Genomic DNA, 20206 nt, shown 5'->3' on the forward strand with positions numbered 1-20206 from the left:
GTGCGGCAGCCGGGCCCGGGGTGCTCTCCGGGGGACCGGGCGCGTCCCCCGGTGGGGCACTTCCTCCCCCGAGTACCTCGCTCACCTCGTTTCTCCCCGGGTACCTTGCCTCGCAGCGGACACCCGCGCCGCGCGGCGGCGCCGGTCCGCGCGGCCCCGGTGGGCCGGCGCGACCCTACGGCGGGCCCCCGACCCCGCCCCGCACACGCACCCGCACCGCCCACGCCCCGCCCGCGCCGACGCCCCCGCCCCCACCACGCCCACGCCGCGGACGGCAGCCGTGGGGGCCGGCCGAAGCGGGCCGGGCCAGGAGGGGCCGCAGGGGCAGGGAACGTTTTTTACCCGGCACGGTGATTGTTTCCGCTGTCCCGTCCGTATCCCCTCACGACCAGCATGCTCATGTGAGGAGGCGTCATGCCCATCTCCCGCCGCGCGATCGGGACCGTCTTCGTGGGCGGTGCGTTGACCGTGACGCTCACTGCTCTGGCCTATCCCGCCGTGCTCGGCGTGCAGAAGACCACCAACGACCAGAGCCGGATCATCGCCAACACCCCGTACGGGCCGCTGACCGAGGCGGACCGCAACTTCGTGGTCAAGGTCCGCTCCGCCGGTCTGTGGGAGGGGCGCCTGGGAATGGACGCCATGCAGCGGGGGGACAGCAAGGCCATGAAGGAGGCCGGCGAGCACCTGGTCGTCGGGCACGCCATGCTCGACGACAGCTGCCGCAGGATCGCCCTGGAGCTGCACATCACCCTGCCCAACCAACCCACGCCGCAGCAGCAGCAGTTCGTCGCCACGGTGGAGTCCAAGAAGGGCAAGGAGTTCGACTCGACCGCCGCCAACATCATGCGGGTGACGCACGGGCAGATCTTCCCCGGTATCGCCAAGATCCGGGCCACCACCCAGAACAGCCTGGTGCGCCAGCTCGCCGACCAGGCCAACGAGATCGTCCTGGACCACATCGCCTCGATGGAGAAGACCGGCACGGTCAACTTCGACCAGGTCAACTTCCAGGAGACCAGCCCGCCCCAGCTGCCGCAGAGCGCCCTCACCCCGCCGGTGCCCCAGCCGGGTTCCCCCGTCGTCAAGTTCACCGCTCCCCCGGGGCTGAAGAACCCGTACACGAGCACCGTGCACATCCCCTGAACCGCGGCCGGCCGAGCCCTTACGAACCCGTGACGTGCCCGGCGCGATCCCCCCACTCGGGCGCCGCCGGCCCTAGCCTGCCGTCATGCGTGTACTGGTCACCGGCGGTGCCGGGTTCATCGGTTCCCATGTCGTCGAGGCGCTGGCGGCGCGCGGGCACGAGCCCGTCGTGTTCGACGTGCGCGCCGACCCGGCGGCGGACGTGCGGGACGCCTCGGCGGTCGCCGCGGCGCTGCACGGCGTCGACGCCGTGTGCCACCAGGCGGCCATGGTCGGGCTGGGCAACGGCGTCGCGGACGCGGCCGACTACGTCTCCCGCAACGACCTCGGCACCGCGGTGCTGCTCGCCGGGCTCGCCGAGGCGGGGGTGCGGCGGCTGGTGCTGGCCGGGTCGATGGTGGTGTACGGGGAGGGGCGCTACGCCTGCGGGCGCCACGGGGTCGTACGGCCGGGGCCGCGAGCGGCGGCCGATCTCGACGCCGGCCGTTTCGAGCCGCTGTGCCCGCGCTGCGGTGCCGAGTTGGCGCCCGGCCTGGTCGCCGAGGACGCGCCGCTCGACCCGCGGAACGTGTACGCGGCGACCAAGGTCGCCCAGGAGCATCTGGCGGCGGCGTGGGCGCGCGCCACGGGCGGCACCGCGGTCTCGCTGCGCTACCACAACGTGTACGGTCCGCGGATGCCCCGCGACACCCCGTACGCGGGGGTCGCCTCGTTCTTCCGTTCGGCGCTGGCCCGGGGCGAGGCTCCGCGGGTGTTCGAGGACGGCCGGCAGCGGCGGGACTTCGTGCACGTCCGGGATGTGGCGGCGGCGAACGCGGCGGCGCTGGAGGCGGAGGTGCCGGCGGGCGCGCTGACCGCCTACAACACCGGCAGCGGCGACCCGCACACGGTCGGCGAGATGGCGCTGGCGCTGGCGGCCGCCCACGGTGGGCCGGAGCCGGTCGTCACCGGCGAGTACCGGCTCGGCGACGTCCGGCACATCACCGCGGACTCCTCGCGGCTGCGGGCCGAACTGGGCTGGAAGCCGGAGATCGGGTTCGAGGAGGGGATGCGGGGGTTCGCGCGGGCCGGCCTGCGCGCGGTGTAGCCGCCGCGTGCGGGACGGCCGTCCGACGTTCCCCCGACCTGCCGCCGCGCCCGCCCCCGGCCGCCGGGTGCGGGCCGGTGCGGACGACCCGCGCCCGAGGCGGCTCCCGCGGGCCGCCCCGCGCCGGCGCCCCTCTCCCGCCGCGTCGGGCGCCCGGTTCAGCCGGACGGCGCGGGCAGGGTGACCTCGAAGCGGCAGCCGCCGGGGATGTTGTGCACCGTGGCCCGGCCCTGGTGGGCCTCGACGATGCCGCGGACGATGGCGAGGCCGAGGCCGGCGCCGGCCGGAGGGGTACGGGCGTGGGTGCCGCGCCAACCGGTGTCGAAGACCCGCGGCAGGTCCTCCTCGGGGATGCCGCCGCAGCCGTCGGTGACCGACAGCACGACGCCCTCGGACGACCGCTGCGCGGCGACGGCGACCGTGCCGTCGGCGGGCGTCCGCCGGATGGCATTGACCAGCAGGTTGCCCAGCACCCGGCTCATCTCCCGGCCGTCCACCTCCACGGGTACCGGTTCCACGCCGTCGCCGACGAGTCGCACACCGTGCTCCCTGGCGAGCGGGTCGGCGCCGGCGAGGGCGTCGCCGACCAGGTCGTACAGGGACATCCGGGCGGGGGTGAGGGCGAGCGCGCCGGCGTGGATGCGGGAAAGTTCGAACAGGTCGCCGACCATGCCGTTGAGGTGTTCGACCTCGGTGCGGATCTGGCGGAGGTAGCGGTCCGGGTCGGCGGCGACGCCGTCCTCCAGCGCCTCCGCCATGGCGCGCAGTCCGGCGAGCGGGGTGCGCAGGTCGTGCGAGATCCAGGCGACCAGCTCGCGGCGGGACGACTCCAGCGCGCGTTCCCGTTCCCGGGACTCGGCCAGTCTGGCGCTGGTCGCGGCCAGCTCGCGGCTGAGCGCGTCCAGTTCGGCGGTGGCCGGCCCGTCGGGCGCGGAGAACGAGCCGTCGTCGCCGAGCGCGCGGGCGGCACGGGTGAGGTCCCGGCTGCGCGCCACGACCCAGCGGCCCAGCAGCAGGGCCGTGGCGAGGGAGACCACGGCGGCCATCGCGACCACCGTGGTGACGACGGTCAGGTCGTGCGGGGACAGGAACATGGCCCAGGCGACCGCGAGGGTGCCGGCGAGCATCGCGGTCACCGCGACGGCGGCGACCACGGTGAGCGACACGGTCAGCGAGCGGCGCCGGATCAGCACCAGCGCGGCGGCGCCGAGCAGTCCGGCCGCGGCCGCGCCGAGGAAGGCGTACAGGGCGATGAGGAGTATGTCGTGCACGGTCAGCCCCCGTTGTGTCCGGACGCGGCGTCGAACCGGTAGCCGACGCCCCACACGGTCTGGATCAGGCGCGGGCGGGCCGGGTCGTCCTCGACCTTCCCCCGCAGCCGCCGCACGTGCACGGTGACCGTGGAGAGGTCGCCGAAGTCCCAGCCCCACACCTCGCGCATCAACTCCTCCCTGCCGAAGGCCCGGCCCGGGTGCCGCAGCAGGAACGCGAGCAGGTCGAACTCACGGATGGTCAAAGCGAGATCGGCGCCGTGCCGGGTGGCGCGCCGGGCCGCCGGGTCGACCTCGATGCCGTCGGCGCGCAGCACGCCCGGCGCGGCGGCGGGGCGGGTGCGGCGCAGTACGGACTCCACGCGCAGGACGAGTTCGCGGGGGCTGAACGGCTTGGTGACGTAGTCGTCCGCGCCGACCTCCAGGCCGAGGATGCGGTCGTCCTCGTCGCCGCGGGCGGTGAGCATGATGACCGGCACCGGACCGTGGCCGCGCATCCGGCGGCACACCTCCAGCCCGTCCATGCCGGGCAGCATCAGGTCGAGTACCACCAGGTCGGGCCAGTGCGCGGCGGCGCGGGCGAGGGCGGCCGGCCCGTCGCCGGCGCGGTCGACGACGTACCCGGCGCGGTCGAGGTAGCCCGAGACGACCTCGGCGACGGTGGGGTCGTCGTCGACGACGAGGACCCGGGCCGCGGTGCCCGGCTCGCCCGGGGTGTCCGGTGCTTCGTACGGCTGCTGCATGCTTCCAGCCTCGCACCACGCGGGCCGGGGGGCCGCCGGCACGGTCGGACGTCCGCGTTTCGTAAGACGCCGTGCCCTGTTTGCCGGGTTCGCGTCCGTAGGGTGAGAGGCGTGACGACCTCTCCTCCTGAACCGGCGGCTGCGGCCGTCGACGTCGTGCTGCCCTGCCTGAACGAGGCCGACGCGCTGCCGTGGGTACTCGCCCGGATCCCGGACGGCTGGCGCGCGCTCGTGGTGGACAACGGCTCGACGGACGGTTCCGCGGAAGTGGCCCGCCGGCTCGGCGCGACGGTGGTGCACGAGTCGCGCCGCGGCTTCGGCGCGGCCTGCCACGCCGGACTGTCCGCGGCCACCGCCGACCTCGTGTGCTTCTGCGACTGCGACGCCTCGCTCGACCCGTCGCTGCTGGTGCCGTTCGTGGAGGAGGTGCGGGGCGGGACGGCCGACCTGGTGCTCGGCCGGCGCCGGCCGCGGTCCCGGGGTGCCTGGCCGGCGCACGCCCGCGCCGGGAACCTGGTGCTCGCCCGGTTGCTGCGGCGCCGCACCGGGCTGCGGCTGCGCGATCTGGGTCCGCTGCGTGCCGCCCGGCGCGAGGCGCTGCTCGGGCTGGAGTTGACGGACCGGCGCAGCGGATACCCGCTGCAGATGGTGGTGCGCGCCGCGGACGACGGCTGGCGCGTGCGCGAGCACGACGTGCCCTATCTGCCGCGTACCGGCGCCTCGAAGGTGACGGGCACCTGGCGCGGCACCTGGCAGGCGGTGCGCGACATGAGCCGGGTACTCGCCGAGCCGCCGCTGCCGCGCTCCGCGGCGGCGCCGCGGGCCTCGGCCGTGACGACCCAAGCCCCGACGGAGAGGACTGCCCGGTGACCACGCTGCTCGTCATCGCCAAGGAACCGCGGCCGGGGCGGGTCAAGACCCGCCTCACGCCGCCGTTCAGCCCCGAGGAGGCGGCCGGGCTCGCCGCGGCGGCGCTCGCCGACACGCTCGCGGCGGTGGCCGCCGCGCCCGCCTCCCGGCGCGTCCTCGTCCTGGACGGGCGGCCCGGGCCGTGGCTGCCGCCGGGCTTCGATGTCGTTCCGCAGGCACCGGGCGGGCTGGACGAGCGGCTGGCGCGGGCGTTCGCCGGCTGCTCCGGGCCCGCGCTGCTGATCGGCATGGACACCCCGCAGGTGACGCCCGGCCTGCTCACCGTGGACTTCGCCGGCTGCGACGCGTGCTTCGGCCCGGCGGAGGACGGCGGTTTCTGGGCGTTGGGGATGGCCGAGCCCCGGCCGGAACTGCTGCGCGGGGTGCCGATGTCGGCGCCGGACACCGGCGCCGTGCAGCGGCGCCGGCTCGCCGAGGCCGGGCTGAAGGTGCGGGAACTGCCCCCGCTGCGGGACGTGGACACCGCCGCCGACGCCGAGGCGGTCGCCGCAGCGGCGCCGGCCGGACGGTTCGCCGCCGAGCTGGCCAGAGTGCGGGCGGTCAGCGCACGATGAGCACCGCGCACGCGGCCGTGCCGGGGGAGACCACCGCCCGCCCCTGGTCCTGCGACCCGTACTCCGACGCCGTACGGGCGGGCCGGGGGCCGCTCTTCCTCAGCCGCGGCGACGGCTGGCTGCTGCCCCTGGACGTGGAGCGCTGGTGCGCCCGCGCCGACGCCGTGGACCTGAAGGCGCTGCGGCGGTGCGAGGGCACCGTGCTGGACGTGGGGTGCGGGCCCGGCCGGCTGGTGGCCGAACTGGCCGCGCGCGGCGTTCCGGCGCTCGGCGTCGACGTCAGCGAGGCCGCCGTCGACCGTACGGTCCGGCTCGGCGGGCAGGCGCTGCGGCGCTCGGTGTTCGAGTCGCTGCCCGAGGAGGGCCGCTGGGGCACCGCCCTGCTGGTCGACGGCAACCTCGGCATCGGCGGTGACCCGGGCGCCCTGCTCGCGCGGCTCGGCGAACTCCTCGTGTCGCAGGGTCTGCTGATCGTGGAGACGGTGCCGGCGGACGTCGACGAACGGGTGCTGGTGCAGGTCACCGACGCGCGTGGCGGTACGGGCGCCCCGTTCCCGTGGGCCCGGCTGGGGACCCGGGCACTGCTGCGGCACGCCCGCCCGCTCGGCTGGCGTGCCGTCGATCAGTGGTCGGCAGGCGGGCGTTGCTTCGTCGCCCTGCGCAACCGCCGTACGAGCAGCAGCGAGGACCCCGCGAACAGCACCGCGGTGATCAGCAACCAGTCGCCCAGGAAGCGGTCCGGGGAGAGCGCGGTCACCGACCGGTAGCGGTCGACGCTGCCGGTGACCAGCGGGAACCACACCAGCAGCAGGAGCCCCGACAGCACCGCCGGCACGCGGACGTACGCGGTCAGTTCCCGGCGGCCGGCCGCGCCCAGTCCCCCCGCCAGGGCGCGGTCCGCCACCGAGTACAGCGGCAGCAGCACCAGGTCGTGGATGAGCGCGGCACCGACGAACCACAGCGCCACCTGGAACCAGTCGCCGTCCAGCAGCCGCACGCCGGCGTATCCGGCGAGCGCGAAGGAGCAGGCCAGCAGTACCAGTTGGAAGGGGCTGCCGAGCACGAACCGCGGGCGCGGCAGCGTGAACCGGGGAGGTCGGGGCAGCGTGATCCGGTGTCTCATCACAGGTCTCCGAAGTTCAGCCGGGCCACCCACTTGGTGTTCAGCACACCGGGCGCCGCGGGCACGATGATCCGGGCCGGGTGGCCGTGGTCCGGGGTGAGGGGCTCGCCGTTGGCGAACAGCGCGAGCAGCGAACGCGGGTCGGCGACCTGGTTGGCGCGCAGAGCGGCGACGCGGAACGGGCCGTGCCGCTGCAGCGACTCGACCAGCACGTCCGGCGGGTCGGTGTCGTGGCCGACGAGCGCGGCGAGATCGCGCAGCCTGACCCCGCGCCACCACTGGTCCCTGGTGGACCAGCCCTCCACGCAGGCGATGGGCAGCGCGGCGCTGTGCAGCGGCATGGCCAGCAGGTCGGCGCGGGAGAGGCGGACGGTGCCGGTGCGGCCGGTGACCACCAGCCGCCAGGCCTCGTCCCGGGTCTCCGCCGGGTCGATGCCGACGTACGCGGCGGTCTTGTTGACCTGGAAGCCGCCCGGACCGCTGCCGGGGTCGGGCCCGCCGTGCGGGGCGAGCAGCGCCGTGCGGCGCAGCGGGCCGCCGAGGCTCTGCCCGACCGTGGTGCCGAACAGCAGCAGGGACGCGCCGCCAACCAGTCCCAGCGCGCCGCGCCGGGAGACGGTGGGCCGGTCCGGGCGGGGCGAGACCAGTTCGTTCTCCTCCGGTGCGGCGGGCTCGTCGTGCCGGTGGCGCAGGTTCCGCAGGGCCACGGGTACCTTCAGGACCGCGTGCACGACGAACGCGGCGAAGAACACCCACGCCCCGTAGAAGTGCAGCGGGTAGAAGGAGCCGGGGAAGATGTAGTCCAACTGGACGTTGAGCAGACCGGTGGTGAACTCGAACAGGGCGCCGCCGACGAGCAGCAGCAGCGAGATCCGTTCCAGGGCGTGCGCGAGGGAGCGGGCCGGGGGCAGCGCGAACAGCCTCGGCACCACCGACCACAGCTTGGCCAGCAGCACGGGGACCAGGGTGACGCCGAGGGTGACGTGCACGCCCTGGGTGAGCCGGTACAGCCAGTGCGGGTCGGTCGGCCAGGCGAACAGGTAGAAGCCGAGGAGGCCCTTGCCGGGCGTCTTGTCGTTGACCGACGCCAGGTCGGGGTTGTAGGCCGCGTAGGACACCAGGCCGGTCACGAACATGACGGTGATACCGGCGAGCAGGACGACGCCGAGGACGGCGGTGAACCGGGGTCCGCGCAGCGGGCTGCGCCAGAAACCGGGCGAGGAGGGAAGCCGTTGGTCACGCATGGTTCGACGGTAGGCCGCGCGGGGCCCGGCGACGGGTGCGCAACCCATGACGAAACGCTGACATCAGCCGGGTGCGCGCCCGGTGGCCGGCTCGGCGCCCTAGCGTTCGGCGATGTGATCCGTTCCCGTTACCGCGACCTGGCCGCCGTCCTGGTGGCCGTCCTGCTCGTCGTGGCCGCCGTTGTGGTCGGCCGCGGCTTCGACGACTACGACCATGTCCTCTTCGTGGGCTGGCCCCCGCTCGTGGGGGAGTGGGACCCGCACGTCGGCTGGGGCACGCCGGCCGCGGTGGCGGTCGCCGCCGCCGCGGTGACCTGGGGTCCCCGGCTCGCCGCCCGGTTGCCCTGGCGGGCGCTGCTGGGCGCCGTCTACGGCTCCGCCACCGCCTGGATCTGGTCGCTGGCGATGATCGACGGCTGGCAGCGCGGGGTGGTGGCCAGGATGACCACCCGCTTCGAGTACGTGCCGGCCGTGGGCCGCTTCCACGACATCCCCGCCGCGCTGCGCGACTACACCCACCACATCCTGCTGCACTCCCCCGACAACTGGCCCGCCCACGTGGCCGGTCACCCGCCGGGCGCGGTACTCACCTTCGTCCTGCTGGACCGGATCGGGCTGGGGGGCGGCGGCTGGGCCGGCGTGTGGTGCATCACCGTCGGCGCCACGGCCGGTCTCGCGGTGCTGGTGACGGTACGGGCGGTCGCCGGGGAGGCCCTGGCCCGGCGGGCGGCACCGTTTCTGGCGCTGGCGCCGGCCGCGGTGTGGATGGGAACCGCCCCGGACGCGTACTTCGCCGCGGTGGCGGCCTGGTCGGTGGCGCTGCTGGCGCTGGCGGTGACCGGCCGGCCCGCGGTGTGGGCGGCGGGCTCGGGGCTGCTGTTCGGGCTGACCTGCTACCTGTCGTACGGGCTGACCCTGTTCGCTCTGATCGGGGCGGCGGTGGTGCTGCTCGGGCGGGGCCGGCTGCGGGTGCTGCCGTGGCTGGTGGCCGGGGCGGCGGTGGTGCCGGCCCTGTTCACGCTCGCCGGGTTCGACTGGTGGGAGGCCTACCACCTGCTGGTCCGCCGCTACTACCAGGGCGCGGGCGGCGTCCGGCCGTACTGGTACTGGGTGTGGGCCAACCTCGCCTGCACGGTGCTGCTGATCGGCCTGGCCACGGTCGCGGGCCTGCGGCGGGCGGGCGGTGCGCTGCTGGGGACTCGGGGGCGCGGACTGCTCGACGGGAGCAGCTCCGGCGGGCGTCTCGCGGTGCTGGTCGGTGCTGCGGCGCTGGCGCTGCTCGCGGCCGACCTGTCGGGGATGAGCAAGGCCGAGACGGAGCGGATCTGGCTGCCGTTCGCGCAGTGGTTGCTGGCGGCCTGCGCCTTCCTGCCCCGCCCCCGCGCGTGGCTGGCGGTGCAGGCGGTGCTGGCCCTGCTCGTCAACCACCTGCTGCTCACCGGGTGGTGACGGCTCCTCACCCGGCCCCGGGTTCTATACATAGCGAGTATACTCGCTATGTATAGTCCGGACATGCCATTTCTGAGCAGCAAGACGAGGAAGAAGCGGGCCCCGTTCCGCGACATCGGCATCTTTTCGGCGATCGCCTGCCTGGCGGTGACGCTGTCCGGCTGCGCGAGCCTGGACACCACCGCGCCGAGCAGCGAGCGCGCGCGTCCCGCGAGCACCGCCCAGGCGGCCCGCTTCGGCTCCGTCGACTGCCGCGCGGCGAAGTGCATCGCGCTCACCTTCGACGCCGGCCCCAGCGAGAACTCGGCCCGCCTGCTGGACATCCTCAAGGAGAAGCGGGTCCCGGCCACCTTCTTCGTCCTGGGCAAGCGGCACATGGAGAAGTACCCCCGGCTGGTCCGGCGGATGGCCGCGGAGGGGCACGAGGTGGGCAGCCACACCTGGGACCACAAGATACTCACCGGGCTCGGGCGCGCGCAGATACGCGAGGAACTGGACCGCACCGACAAGGAGATAGCGCGCCTGACCGGGCACCGGCCGACGCTGATGCGCCCGCCGCAGGGCCGGACGAACGACACCGTGCACGCGGTCTGCCGCGAGCTGGGGCTGTCGGAGGTGCTGTGGAGCGTGACCGCCAAGGACTACAAGACCGACGATCCCGCCGTCATCACCCGGCGCGTCCTCGCCCAGTCCTCCCGGGACGGCATCATCCTGCTGCACGACCTCTACCCGGGGACCGTGCCGGCGGTGCCGGGGATCATAGACGCGCTGAAGGAGCGCGGCTACGCCTTCGTGACCGTGCCGCAGTTGCTGGCACCGGGCAAGGCGGAACCGGGGAAGGTGTACCGGCCCTGACGCCCGCTCCTCGGCGAGGGCTCCGCGCACGTCCCGACGGTGCCCGCGCTCCTGCGCGAGGGCTCCGCGCACGTTCCGACGGCGCCCTCCCCGGCGAACGCCCTCCATGCCGCGAAGGCTCCGTGACGGCTCCGCGGCCTCGAAGACCCCCGACCGGTGCGGGCGGGGCGTGACGCTCCGGCGGGCCGGACTCCCTAGGATCGCGACGTGGTCACCTTCCTGCTCGAACGCACCGCCCCGCTCCCGCCGGACGAGGTCTGGCGGCGGCTCACCTCCTGGGAGCGGCACGGCGACGTGATCCCGCTGACCCGCGTCACCGTGTGCACGCCGCCCCCCACCGGCCGGGGAACGGTCTTCCTCGCCCGCTCCGGGTTAGGACCGGTGGGCTTCGACGACCGGATGGAGGTCACGGAGTGGCAGCCACCGGGCGAGGGCGAACCGGGGCAGGTGAGGGTGGAGAAGCGCGGGCGGGTCGTCCTCGGCCGGGTGCGGATCGAGACGGCACCGGGACCCGGCGGGGGGACCCGGGTGGTCTGGCGCCAGGAGCTCTCGGTGCGGTTCCTGCCTCGCCTGGCGGATCCGCTGCTGGGCGCGGTGGCCAGGGCGATGTACGGGCGCGCGGTGAGCCGGCTGATCAGCCGGCCCTGACCGGCGCGGGGCCGCTCGGGCCACCCGGCGCGGAGACGCTCCCGGCACGGACCCGCTCCTGGCGCGGACCCGCTCAGGCCACCCGGCGCGGAGACGCTCCCGGCACGGACCCGCTCAGGCCACCCGGCACGGACCCGCTCAGGCCACCCGGTGCGGGGCCGCTCAGGCCACCGACCCGATCCGGCGGGCCGGGGCGGATCCCGGCCCCGGTTCCGGAGCCGCGTCGTGGTGGATCGGGGTGTGCGCGCCGCTCAGCGGGACTCCGCTGCCGCCGCGCCGCTCGGCGACGATCTCCGCGGCGATCGACAGGGCCGTCTCCTCGGGCGTGCGGGCGCCGAGATCGAGGCCGATCGGGGAGTGCAGACGGGCCAGTTCCAGCTCGCTGACCCCGACCTCGCGCAGGCGTGCGTTGCGGTCGTGGTGCGTGCGCCGGGAACCCATCGCGCCGACGTACGCCACCGGCAGCCGGAGCGCGAGCCTGAGCAGCGGTACGTCGAACTTGGCGTCGTGGGTGAGGACGCAGAGGACCGTGCGCGCGTCCACGGCGGTGCGTTCCAGGTACCGGTGCGGCCACTCGACGGCGATCTCGTCGGCCTGCGGGAAGCGGGCCCGGGTCGCGAAGACGGGGCGGGCGTCGCACACGGTCACGTGGTAGCCGAGGAACTTGCCCGCGCGTACCAGCGCGGACGCGAAGTCGATGGCCCCGAAGACGATCATGCGGGGGGCGGGGGTCCTGGACTCGACGAGCAGGGTGAGCGGTGCTCCGCACCGAGAGCCCCGCTCTCCGATCTCCAGAGTGCCGGTGCGTCCGGCGTCCAGGTGGGCGGCGGTCTCCGCGGCGACCGTGCGGTCCAGGTCCGGATGCCCGCCGAACCCTCCCTCGCGGGAGCCGTCGGGCCGCACCAGCAGCGCCCGGCCCAGCAGTTCGGCCGGGCCGTCCACGACCCGCGCGAGTGCCGCCGCCCGGCCGCGGGCGGCGGCGGACAGCGCGGACGCCAGCACCGGGCGGGCCGGGTCGGCGGCCCGCACCGGCGTGACCAGGATGTCGATGACGCCGCCGCAGGTCAGACCCACGGCGAAGGCGTCCTCGTCGCTGTAGCCGAACCGCTCCAGGACGGTCCGCCCGTCCTGGAGCGCCTGCCGGCACAGCTCGTACACGGCGCCCTCCACGCAACCGCCGGAGACGGAGCCGACCGCGGTGCCCTCGGCGTCCACCGCGAGGGCGGCGCCCGGCTGACGCGGGGCGCTGCCGCCGACGGCGACCACGGTGGCCACGGCGAAGTCGCGGCCCTGCTCGACCCAACGGGTCAGCTCCTCGGCGATGTCCAGCATCTGAGGCCTCCTCGGCAGCGGGTCGACGGGGTTACGTGGAGGGGTGGGGCGGGTCGGGTCAGTGCACGCCCAGCCAGTTCTCGATCGGGTTGAGGGCGAAGTACACCAGGAAGATCACCGTCATGCCCCACATGAAGGCGCCGATCTCCCGGGCCTTGCCCTGGGCGGCCTTGATGGCGACGTAGGAGATCACGCCGGCGGCCACTCCGGCGGTGATGCTGTAGGTGAACGGCATCAGCACCACCGTGAGGAACACCGGGATCGCGGTCGCCCGGTCGGCCCAGTCGACGTGCCGGGCGTTCATCAGCATCATCGCGCCGATGACCACCAGTGCGGCCGAGGCGACCTCCTGCGGGACGATCGCGGTGAGCGGCGTGAAGAACAGGCAGGCGGCGAAGAACAGGCCGGTGACCACCGACGCCAGGCCGGTGCGGGCGCCCTCGCCGACACCGGTGGCCGACTCGATGAACACGGTCTGGCCGGAGCCGCCCGCCACACCGCCGAGCGCGCCGCCCGCGCCGTCGATGAACAGCGCCTTGGACAGTCCCGGCATCCGGCCCTTGCCGTCGGCGAGCTTCGCCTCGGTGCCGACGCCGATGATGGTCGCCATCGCGTCGAAGAAGCCCGCCAGGACCAGGGTGAAGACGATCATGCCGACCGTCATCGCGCCGACCTCGCCCCAGCCGCCGAACTCGACGTGGCCGAAGAGCGAGAAGTCCGGCATCGACACGGCGCTGCCGTGCAGTTCCGGTGCGCCGCTGGACCAGGCGTCGGCCTTGACGGCCCCGGCGGCGTTGAGCACCGCGGCGACGACGGTGCCGGAGACGATGCCGATGAGGATGGCGCCGGGCACGTTCCGCGCCTGCAGCATGAAGATCAGCAGCAGGGTGGCGGCGAACAGCAGCACCGGCCAGCCGGCCAGTTCGCCGGCCGGACCGAGGACGACCGGGGTGGCCTTGCCCTGGTGCACGAAACCGGCCTTGTAGAAGCCGATGAGGGCGATGAACAGGCCGATGCCCATGGTGATGGCGTGCTTGAGCGCGAGCGGGATCGCGTTCATGATCAGTTCACGCAGGCCGGTGACGACCAGCAGCATGATGACGACGCCGTACATCACGCACATTCCCATGGCCTGCGGCCAGGTCATCTGCGGCACGACCTGCGAGGAGAGGACCCCGGAGACGGACAGGCCGGCGGCGAGGGCGAGCGGCACCTTGCCGACGAAACCCATCACCAGCGTGGTCAGGGCCGCGGCGAACGCGGTCGCGGTGATCAGCGCCCGCTGGCCGAGGCTGTCCCCCACCACGTCCTTGCCGGACAGGATCAGGGGGTTGAGCAGGAGGATGTACGCCATCGCCATGAAGGTGGTGACGCCGCCGCGCACCTCACGCGCGACCGTGGATCCTCTGTCGGATATGTGGAAGTACCGGTCGAGCCAGGAGCGTCCGGCCGGGACGCGGGTTCCGTCTCCCGCGTCCTGCGGGACACTCCTGGGCTCCAGGGACTGCTGGGTCATGTGGGCCTACTCCCAAGGTTCACAGGGGCACCCGCATCGAGACCGGCCCGGCGGCCGGTCACCGCCGTGCGGCGGCTGCGGGATTTGGGAAGGTGCTTCGGCCGCACGACCCGGGGGACGGCCCGAGACGAACGAACGGGGTGGTGCGGGTTTCCGGGGGCCGCGAGCGGTGCGGCTCCCGGGGGCTCCGGGCGGCGCGGCGGACTGTGACGTTCCCTGCGCCGCCCGGAGAGTCGTGCTCCGGGGCGTCACCGCTCCGGAAGGGCCCGGGTGGGCCCGGGTCAGTCCCCGCCGCCGGTGAGGTGCTCCGGCCGCACGGGGGTGCGGTCCAGCTCCAGCCCGGTCGCGTCCCGGATCGCCGCGAGGACCGCCGGCGTGGACGACAGGGTGGGGGCCTCGCCGATGCCGCGCAGGCCGTACGGGGCGTGATCGTCGGCGAGTTCGAGCACGTCGACCGGGATGGTCGGGGTGTCGAGGATGGTGGGGATCAGGTAGTCGGTGAAGGAGGGGTTCCTGACCTTCGCCGTCTTCGGGTCGACGACGATCTCCTCCATCACCGCCACGCCCAGGCCCTGGGTGGTGCCGCCCTGGATCTGGCCGACGACGGAGAGCGGGTTGAGCGCCTTGCCGACGTCCTGGGCGCAGGCCAGCTCGACCACCTTGACCAGGCCGAGGTCGGTGTCGACCTCGACGACGGCGCGGTGTGCGGCGAAGGAGTACTGGACGTGGCCGTTGCCCTGCCCGGTGCGCAGGTCGAAGGCCTCGGTCGGCCGGTGCCGCCACTCCTCCTCCACCTCGACGGCGTCCTCGCCGAGCACGTCCACCAGGTCGGCGAGCACCTCACCGCCGTCGGTGACCACCTTGCCGCCCTCCAGCAGCAGCTCCGCCGTCGCCCAGGCCGGGTGGTAGGTGCCGAACCTGCGGCGCCCGAGCTCCAGGACCCGCTCGCGGACCAGCTCGCAGGCGTTCTTCACGGCGCCGCCGGTGACGTAGGTCTGCCGGGAGGCGGAGGTGGAGCCGGCGCTGCCGACCTGCGTGTCCGCCGGGTGGATGGTCACCTGGGCGACGCCCAGCTCGCTGCGGGCGATCTGGGCGTGGACGGTGACGCCGCCCTGGCCGACCTCCGCCATCGCGGTGTGCACGGTGGCGACGGGCTCACCGCCGACGACCTCCATGCGGACCCTGGCGGTGGAGTAGTCGTCGAAACCCTCGGAGAAGCCGACGTTCTTGATGCCGACGGCGTAGCCGACGCCGCGGACGACGCCCTCGCCGTGGGTGGTGTTGGACAGTCCGCCGGGCAGCTGTCGCACGTCGGCGCCCTCGCTGGACTCCCACTGCCGCTCCGGCGGCATCGGCATCGCCTTGACGCGGCGGAGCAGTTCGGCGACCGGGGCCGGGGAGTCGACGGGCTGCCCGGTCGGCATGACCGTGCCCTGCTCCATGGCGTTGAGCCGCCGGAACTCCACCGGGTCCATGCCGAGTTCCCGTGCCACCTTGTCCATCTGCGCCTCGTAGGCGAAGCAGGCCTGGACCGCGCCGAACCCGCGCATCGCGCCGCACGGGGGGTTGTTGGTGTAGAGGGCGTACGCCTCGATGTCGACGTCGTCGACGACGTAGGGGCCGACGGACAGCGAGGCGGCGTTGCCGACGACGGCCGGGGAGGCGGAGGCGTAGGCGCCGCCGTCCAGCACGATCCGGCACTTGACGTGGGTGAGCCTGCCGTCCCGGGTGGCGCCGTGCTCGTAGTGCAGCTTCGCCGGGTGGCGGTGGACGTGCCCGAAGAAGGACTCGAACCGGTTGTAGACGATCTTCACGGGCTTGCCGGTGCGCAGCGCCAGCAGGCAGGCGTGGATCTGCATCGACAGGTCCTCGCGGCCTCCGAAGGCGCCGCCGACGCCGGCCAGCGTCATGCGCACCTTGTCCTCGGGAAGGCCGAGCACGGGAGCGATCTGGCGCAGGTCGGAGTGGAGCCACTGGGTGGCGATGTAGAGGTGGACTCCGCCGTCCTCCTCGGGCACCGCGAGGCCGGACTCGGGGCCGAGGAAGGCCTGGTCCTGCATGCCGAAGGTGTACTCGCCGCGGACGACGACGTCGGCCCGCTCCCGGGCCGCGGCCGCGTCGCCGCGGACGATGGGCTGGCGGTGGACGACGTTGGGGTGCGCCACGTGCCCGGCGTGGTGGTCGTCGCGGCCCTCGTGGACCAGGACCGCGTCCGGGGCGAGCGCGGAGGCCTCGTCGGTGATGACGGGCAGCTCCCGGTACTCCACCCTGATCTTGGCGGCGGCGCGGCGGGCGGTCTCCGGGTGGTCCGCGGCGACGATCGCGACGGGCTCTCCGTGGTGGCGGACCTTGCCGTGGGCGAGGACGGGGGTGTCCTGGATCTCCAGGCCGTAGTTGCGCACCTCGGTCGGCAGGTCGTCGTAGGTCAGGACGGCGTACACGCCGGGCGTCGCCAGAGCCTCGCCGGTGTCGAGGGAGACGATCTCGGCGTGCGCGACCGTGGAGCGCAGGATGTGGCCCCACAGCATGTCCTCGTGCCACATGTCGGACGAGTAGGCGAACTCGCCGGTGACCTTGAGGGTGCCGTCCGGGCGGAGCGTCGACTCGCCGATGCCGCCCCTGGTCTGCGAGCCCTGCGTGATCTTCGTGGGAACTCCGTTGGCCGGCATGCTCAGACCCCCTCGGACTGCCGTGCGGCCGCCAGGCGGACCGCGTCCATGATCTTCTCGTAGCCCGTGCAGCGGCACAGGTTGCCCGACAGCGCCTCGCGGATGTCCGCGTCGGTCGGGTTGGGGTTGCGCTCCAGCAGTTCGTCGGAGGCGACCAGCAGGCCCGGGGTGCAGAATCCGCACTGCACGGCGCCGGCGTCGATGAAGGCCTGCTGGACGGGCGACAGCTCGGTGCCCTCGCCGGTCTGCGAGTCGGTGCCCGCGGCCTGCCAGGTCCGGGCCTCGTCGAGCCCGGTGCCGCAGGCGCCGGACGCGCAGCCGCCCTCGGTGCGCTGCCGGGCGTGGTCGGCGAGGCCCTCGACGGTCACCACCTCGCGGCCCTCGGCCTGGCCGGCGGCGACCAGGCAGGAGCAGACCGGCACGCCGTCCAGCCGCACCGTGCAGGAACCGCACTCGCCCTGCTCGCAGGCGTTCTTGGAGCCGGGCAGGCCCAGCCGCTCGCGCAGCACGTACAGCAGGCTCTCCCCCTCCCAGACGTCGTCGGCTTCCTGCGGTCGTCCGTTGACGGTGAGGTTGACGCGCATTACGCAGCTCCCTTTGAGGCGCGGCGGGCGCCGCGGTACGACTCCCAGGTCCAGGTCAGCGTGCGGCGGGCCATGACGCCGACCGCGTGGCGGCGGTAGCTCGCGGTGCCCCGCACGTCGTCGATCGGGTTGCAGGCGGCCGAGCACAGTTCGGCGAACCGCTTGGCGACCGACGGGGTGATGATCTCCCCGCTGTCCCAGAAGCCGCCCTCGTCGAGGGCCGCGTTCAGGAAGTCCTCGGCGGTCCGCGCCCGGACGGGGGTCGGGGCGGCGGAACCGATGCCGGTGCGGACCGTGCGGGTGTCGGGGTGCAGTGCGAGACCGAACGCGCACACGGCGATGACCATGGCGTTGCGGGTGCCGACCTTCGAGTACTGCTGGGGGCCGTCCGCCTTCTTCACGTGCACCGCGCGGATCAGTTCGTCGGGCGCCAGCGCGTTGCGCTTCACGCCGGTGTAGAACTCGTCGATCGGGATGCGGCGGCTGCCGCGCACCGACTCGGCCTCGACCTCGGCCCCGGCGGCCAGCAGGGCGGGGTGCGCGTCGCCGGCCGGGGAGGCGGTGCCCAGGTTGCCGCCGACCCCGCCGCGGTTGCGGATCTGCGGGGAGGCCACCGTGTGGGAGGCGAGGGCGAGGCCGGGCAGCTCGGCGCGCAGGTGGTCCATGATCTTCGAGTAGGGCACGGAGGCGCCGAGCCGTACGCTCTCCTCGCCGACCTCCCACTCGTAGAGGTCGCCGACGCGGTTGAGGTCGAGGAGGAACTCGGGCCGGCGGTGGTCGAAGTTGATCTCGACCATCACGTCGGTGCCACCCGCAATCGGCACAGCGGTGGGGTGCTCGGCCTTCGCGGCGAGCGCCTCCTCCCAGCTGGCGGGGCGAAGGAAGTCCATGACCGGCTCTCTTCTTCGTCTCGTGAGTCGTACAGATTGAGCCAATCCGTGTGCGGCGGGCCCGGCTCGTTCATGTCCTGTTAACGCGGAGTGGAGCAAGTACACCGCTGTGTGCTCCACCGGGGTCAGTCACGGAAACCATGAAGGAGTTGGCTGGCCAGCAAGGTCATCTTGTAGATTCGTATGAACGGAGGCCCTCGGTAACCTCTGCGTTTTCCTGTGGAAACGCAAGAGCGGCCGGTCACGGTCGAACGGGCGCCCTCCCCCGGCCGGCCGCCCCCTCGATCGGCGCCGGCCCCACAGGACCCCCACACTGATCGTAGATTTCGAGACAGGGAACGGCGGCGACGAGAATGCGGCTGCGCGCACTGCTGGACACCGACGCGCTGGGGCTCCGGCTGCTCGGCGGCGAGGACGAGCTGGACCGCACCGTCCGGGGCGTGATGACCACCGACCTCCGCGACCCCAGCCGCTACCTGTCCGGTGGCGAGCTGGTGCTGACCGGACTGGCCTGGCGCCGGGACGCCGCCGACTCCGAACCGTTCGTCCGGAACCTGGCCCAGGCGCAGGTGGCCGCGCTCGCGGCCGGCGAGGCCGAGCTGGGCGACGTCCCCGACGATCTGGTGCTCGCCTGCGCACGGCACCGGCTGCCGCTGTTCGCGGTGCACGAGTCGGTGGCGTTCGCGACGATCACCGAGCACGTGGTCCGGCAGGTCAGCGGCGAACGCGCCGGCGACCTGGCCGCCGTGGTGGACCGGCACCGGCGGATGATGACCTCCGGGCCGGCGGGCGGCGGCCCGGACGTCGTCCTGGACCTGCTCGGCTCCGACCTGGACCTGAGCGCCTGGGTGCTCTCCCCCACCGGGCGGCTCATCGCCGGCCCGAAGTCGGCGGGCCCGGAACTGCCCGCCGAGCTGTGCGTCCGGCTCGCCGCCGGGCATCTGGCCGCCGGCCGGACCGGCCGGCGCGGCCCGCACCGGGTGACCCACGACGGCACCACCTACTCGCTGTTCCCGATCCGCAGCAGCGGCCGCTCCCCGCAGGACTCCCGCGACGTCCGCGAGACGATCCTGTCGGACTGGCTGCTGGCGGTCGAGGCGGACGCCTCCGACTGGGCCGAGGAGCGGATCGACCTGCTGCAGGGCGTCACCCAGCTCATCGCAGTCGAACGGGACCGCCGGGACGCGGCCCGCACGGTCCGCAGACGGCTCGCGCAGGAGGTGCTGGAACTGGTCCAGACGGGTGCCGCGCCCGCCGAGATCGCCGCCCGGCTCCGGGTCGCCGCACCGGTGCTGCTGCCCGGTCTCGGCGCCGCCCCGCACTGGCAGGTCGTGGTGGCCCGGGTCGAATGGGCGGACGGGCAGGTCGAGGGCGGCCCGGTGGCCCAGTCGCTACTGGAGGAGGTCCTCGTGGACCCGCTCAGCACCGGCACCGAGCCCTCCGACCGGATCGCCGTCGCCCACACCGGCGACGAGGCGATCGCGCTGGTGCCGCTGCCGGCGGCGGCCGGCGAGCAGGACGACACCGGGACCGGCGTCCTCGCCGACCGGCTCCTGGAGGCGGTGCGGGAGCCGCTGTCGGCCGGCCTCGACGACGACGGCCGGGTCACCCTGGGCGTCAGCGCGGCCGTGCACTCGGCGGAGGGGCTGCGCGGAGCCCTGGAGGAGGCCCGGCACGCCCGGCGGGTGGCGGCCGCCCGACCGGGCCGGGTCTGCGCGGCCGGCCACCAGGAACTCGCCTCGCACGTGCTGCTGCTGCCGTTCGTCCCCGACGACGTCCGCCGCGCCTTCACCGCCCGGCTGCTGGACCCGCTGCGGGACTACGACCGCCGCCACCGCGCGGAACTGATCCCGACGCTGGAGGCGTTCCTCGACTGCGACGGCTCCTGGACCCGCTGCGCCGCGCGACTGCACCTGCACGTCAACACGCTGCGCTACCGGATCGGCCGCATCGAGCAGTTGACGGGCCGTGACCTGTCGCGACTGGAGGACAAGCTGGACTTCTTCCTGGCGCTGCGGATGAGCTGACCCCGCACCGGGCACCTCGCACACACGCCCGTCCCGGCCGACCCGCATACGCCGGTCCCGGCCGATTCGCAGCGGAGATCCGGACTTTGTGAAATCCTTCACCCAGCCCCTTGGCCGGGCACCGTGATTGGTGCTGGA

17 protein-coding genes and 1 pseudogene are annotated in these 20206 nt (G+C 74.1%); 9 read left to right on the plus strand and 9 right to left on the minus strand.

Annotated elements, in window-relative coordinates; genetic code table 11:
* Positions 1-414: 414 nt before the first annotated feature.
* On the plus strand, positions 415-1146 hold the full coding sequence (locus ACL02U_RS12955; protein ID WP_412790910.1) for a DUF4142 domain-containing protein: 732 nt from the start codon (positions 415-417) through the stop codon (positions 1144-1146).
* An 85-nt stretch (positions 1147-1231) separates the two neighbouring features.
* A complete protein-coding gene (locus tag ACL02U_RS12960; RefSeq protein ID WP_412790911.1) occupies positions 1232-2233 on the plus strand; it encodes an NAD-dependent epimerase/dehydratase family protein in 1002 nt (333 codons plus the stop codon).
* Between the two features lie 158 nt (positions 2234-2391).
* On the opposite strand, the gene ACL02U_RS12965 is transcribed toward ACL02U_RS12960, so the two are convergent.
* Entirely contained in the window at positions 2392-3504 is a 1113-nt protein-coding gene (locus ACL02U_RS12965) for a sensor histidine kinase (protein ID WP_412790912.1), read from the minus strand.
* Positions 3505-3506: 2 nt separating this feature from the next.
* The gene (locus ACL02U_RS12970; RefSeq protein ID WP_412790913.1) at positions 3507-4247 is read right to left on the minus strand and encodes a response regulator; all 741 of its coding nucleotides are present in this window, start codon (positions 4245-4247) and stop codon (positions 3507-3509) included.
* 102 nt (positions 4248-4349) lie between these two features.
* Here ACL02U_RS12970 and ACL02U_RS12975 point away from each other — a divergent pair, with 102 nt between their 5' ends.
* From ACL02U_RS12975 to ACL02U_RS12985, 3 genes and pseudogenes are all read left to right on the plus strand, one after another.
* Positions 4350-5117 (plus strand): glycosyltransferase family 2 protein, encoded by a 768-nt coding sequence (locus tag ACL02U_RS12975; protein WP_412790914.1) that lies wholly within the window; start codon positions 4350-4352, stop codon positions 5115-5117.
* A complete protein-coding gene (locus ACL02U_RS12980) occupies positions 5114-5731 on the plus strand; it encodes a TIGR04282 family arsenosugar biosynthesis glycosyltransferase (protein WP_412790915.1) in 618 nt (205 codons plus the stop codon). The genes ACL02U_RS12975 and ACL02U_RS12980 overlap by 4 nt, the downstream gene beginning before the upstream one ends.
* Positions 5728-6183 (plus strand): annotated as a pseudogene (locus ACL02U_RS12985) (class I SAM-dependent methyltransferase); the annotation flags it as partial. The gene ACL02U_RS12980 and the pseudogene ACL02U_RS12985, both read left to right, overlap by 4 nt.
* A gap of 170 nt (positions 6184-6353) precedes the next feature.
* Here the strand turns inward: ACL02U_RS12985 and ACL02U_RS12990 are convergent.
* Both ACL02U_RS12990 and ACL02U_RS12995 read right to left on the minus strand, forming a co-directional pair.
* Complete coding sequence (locus ACL02U_RS12990) at positions 6354-6854, minus strand: hypothetical protein (protein WP_412790916.1); 501 nt, start codon at positions 6852-6854, stop codon at positions 6354-6356.
* Positions 6854-8098: a molybdopterin-dependent oxidoreductase gene (locus tag ACL02U_RS12995; RefSeq protein WP_412790917.1), complete on the minus strand. Its 1245-nt coding sequence runs from the start codon at positions 8096-8098 to the stop codon at positions 6854-6856. Before ACL02U_RS12995 ends, ACL02U_RS12990 begins: the two co-directional genes overlap by 1 nt.
* Positions 8099-8212: 114 nt before the next feature.
* On the opposite strand from ACL02U_RS12995, the gene ACL02U_RS13000 reads away from it, so the two are divergent.
* From ACL02U_RS13000 to ACL02U_RS13010, 3 genes are all read left to right on the plus strand, one after another.
* On the plus strand, positions 8213-9547 hold the full coding sequence (locus tag ACL02U_RS13000; RefSeq protein ID WP_412790918.1) for a hypothetical protein: 1335 nt from the start codon (positions 8213-8215) through the stop codon (positions 9545-9547).
* Between the two features lie 63 nt (positions 9548-9610).
* On the plus strand, positions 9611-10402 hold the full coding sequence (locus tag ACL02U_RS13005; RefSeq protein ID WP_412790919.1) for a polysaccharide deacetylase family protein: 792 nt from the start codon (positions 9611-9613) through the stop codon (positions 10400-10402).
* A 207-nt stretch (positions 10403-10609) separates the two neighbouring features.
* Positions 10610-11050, plus strand: a complete 441-nt coding sequence (locus tag ACL02U_RS13010; protein ID WP_412790920.1) for an SRPBCC family protein — start codon at positions 10610-10612, stop codon at positions 11048-11050.
* A 162-nt stretch (positions 11051-11212) separates the two neighbouring features.
* Here ACL02U_RS13010 and ACL02U_RS13015 read toward each other — a convergent pair whose 3' ends face one another.
* From ACL02U_RS13015 to ACL02U_RS13035, 5 genes are all read right to left on the minus strand, one after another.
* Positions 11213-12382 carry an XdhC family protein gene (locus ACL02U_RS13015; RefSeq protein ID WP_412790921.1) on the minus strand — a complete coding sequence of 390 codons (1170 nt, stop codon included), beginning with the start codon at positions 12380-12382 and terminating at the stop codon, positions 11213-11215.
* Between the two features lie 58 nt (positions 12383-12440).
* Positions 12441-13898 (minus strand): NCS2 family permease, encoded by a 1458-nt coding sequence (locus ACL02U_RS13020; RefSeq protein WP_412790922.1) that lies wholly within the window; start codon positions 13896-13898, stop codon positions 12441-12443.
* Positions 13899-14179: 281 nt separating this feature from the next.
* Positions 14180-16567, minus strand: a complete 2388-nt coding sequence (locus tag ACL02U_RS13025) for a xanthine dehydrogenase family protein molybdopterin-binding subunit (protein WP_412790923.1) — start codon at positions 16565-16567, stop codon at positions 14180-14182.
* Between the two features lie 2 nt (positions 16568-16569).
* Positions 16570-17151 carry a (2Fe-2S)-binding protein gene (locus tag ACL02U_RS13030; protein WP_412790924.1) on the minus strand — a complete coding sequence of 194 codons (582 nt, stop codon included), beginning with the start codon at positions 17149-17151 and terminating at the stop codon, positions 16570-16572.
* Positions 17151-18041 carry an FAD binding domain-containing protein gene (locus ACL02U_RS13035; protein WP_412790925.1) on the minus strand — a complete coding sequence of 297 codons (891 nt, stop codon included), beginning with the start codon at positions 18039-18041 and terminating at the stop codon, positions 17151-17153. The genes ACL02U_RS13030 and ACL02U_RS13035 overlap by 1 nt, the downstream gene beginning before the upstream one ends.
* A gap of 353 nt (positions 18042-18394) precedes the next feature.
* Between ACL02U_RS13035 and ACL02U_RS13040 the strand changes: the two genes are divergently transcribed.
* Positions 18395-20068 carry a PucR family transcriptional regulator gene (locus ACL02U_RS13040; protein WP_412790926.1) on the plus strand — a complete coding sequence of 558 codons (1674 nt, stop codon included), beginning with the start codon at positions 18395-18397 and terminating at the stop codon, positions 20066-20068.
* Positions 20069-20206: the final 138 nt, after the last annotated feature.

This window comes from Streptomyces sp. MS06 (assembly GCF_047200655.1).
GTDB lineage: Bacteria > Actinomycetota > Actinomycetes > Streptomycetales > Streptomycetaceae > Streptomyces.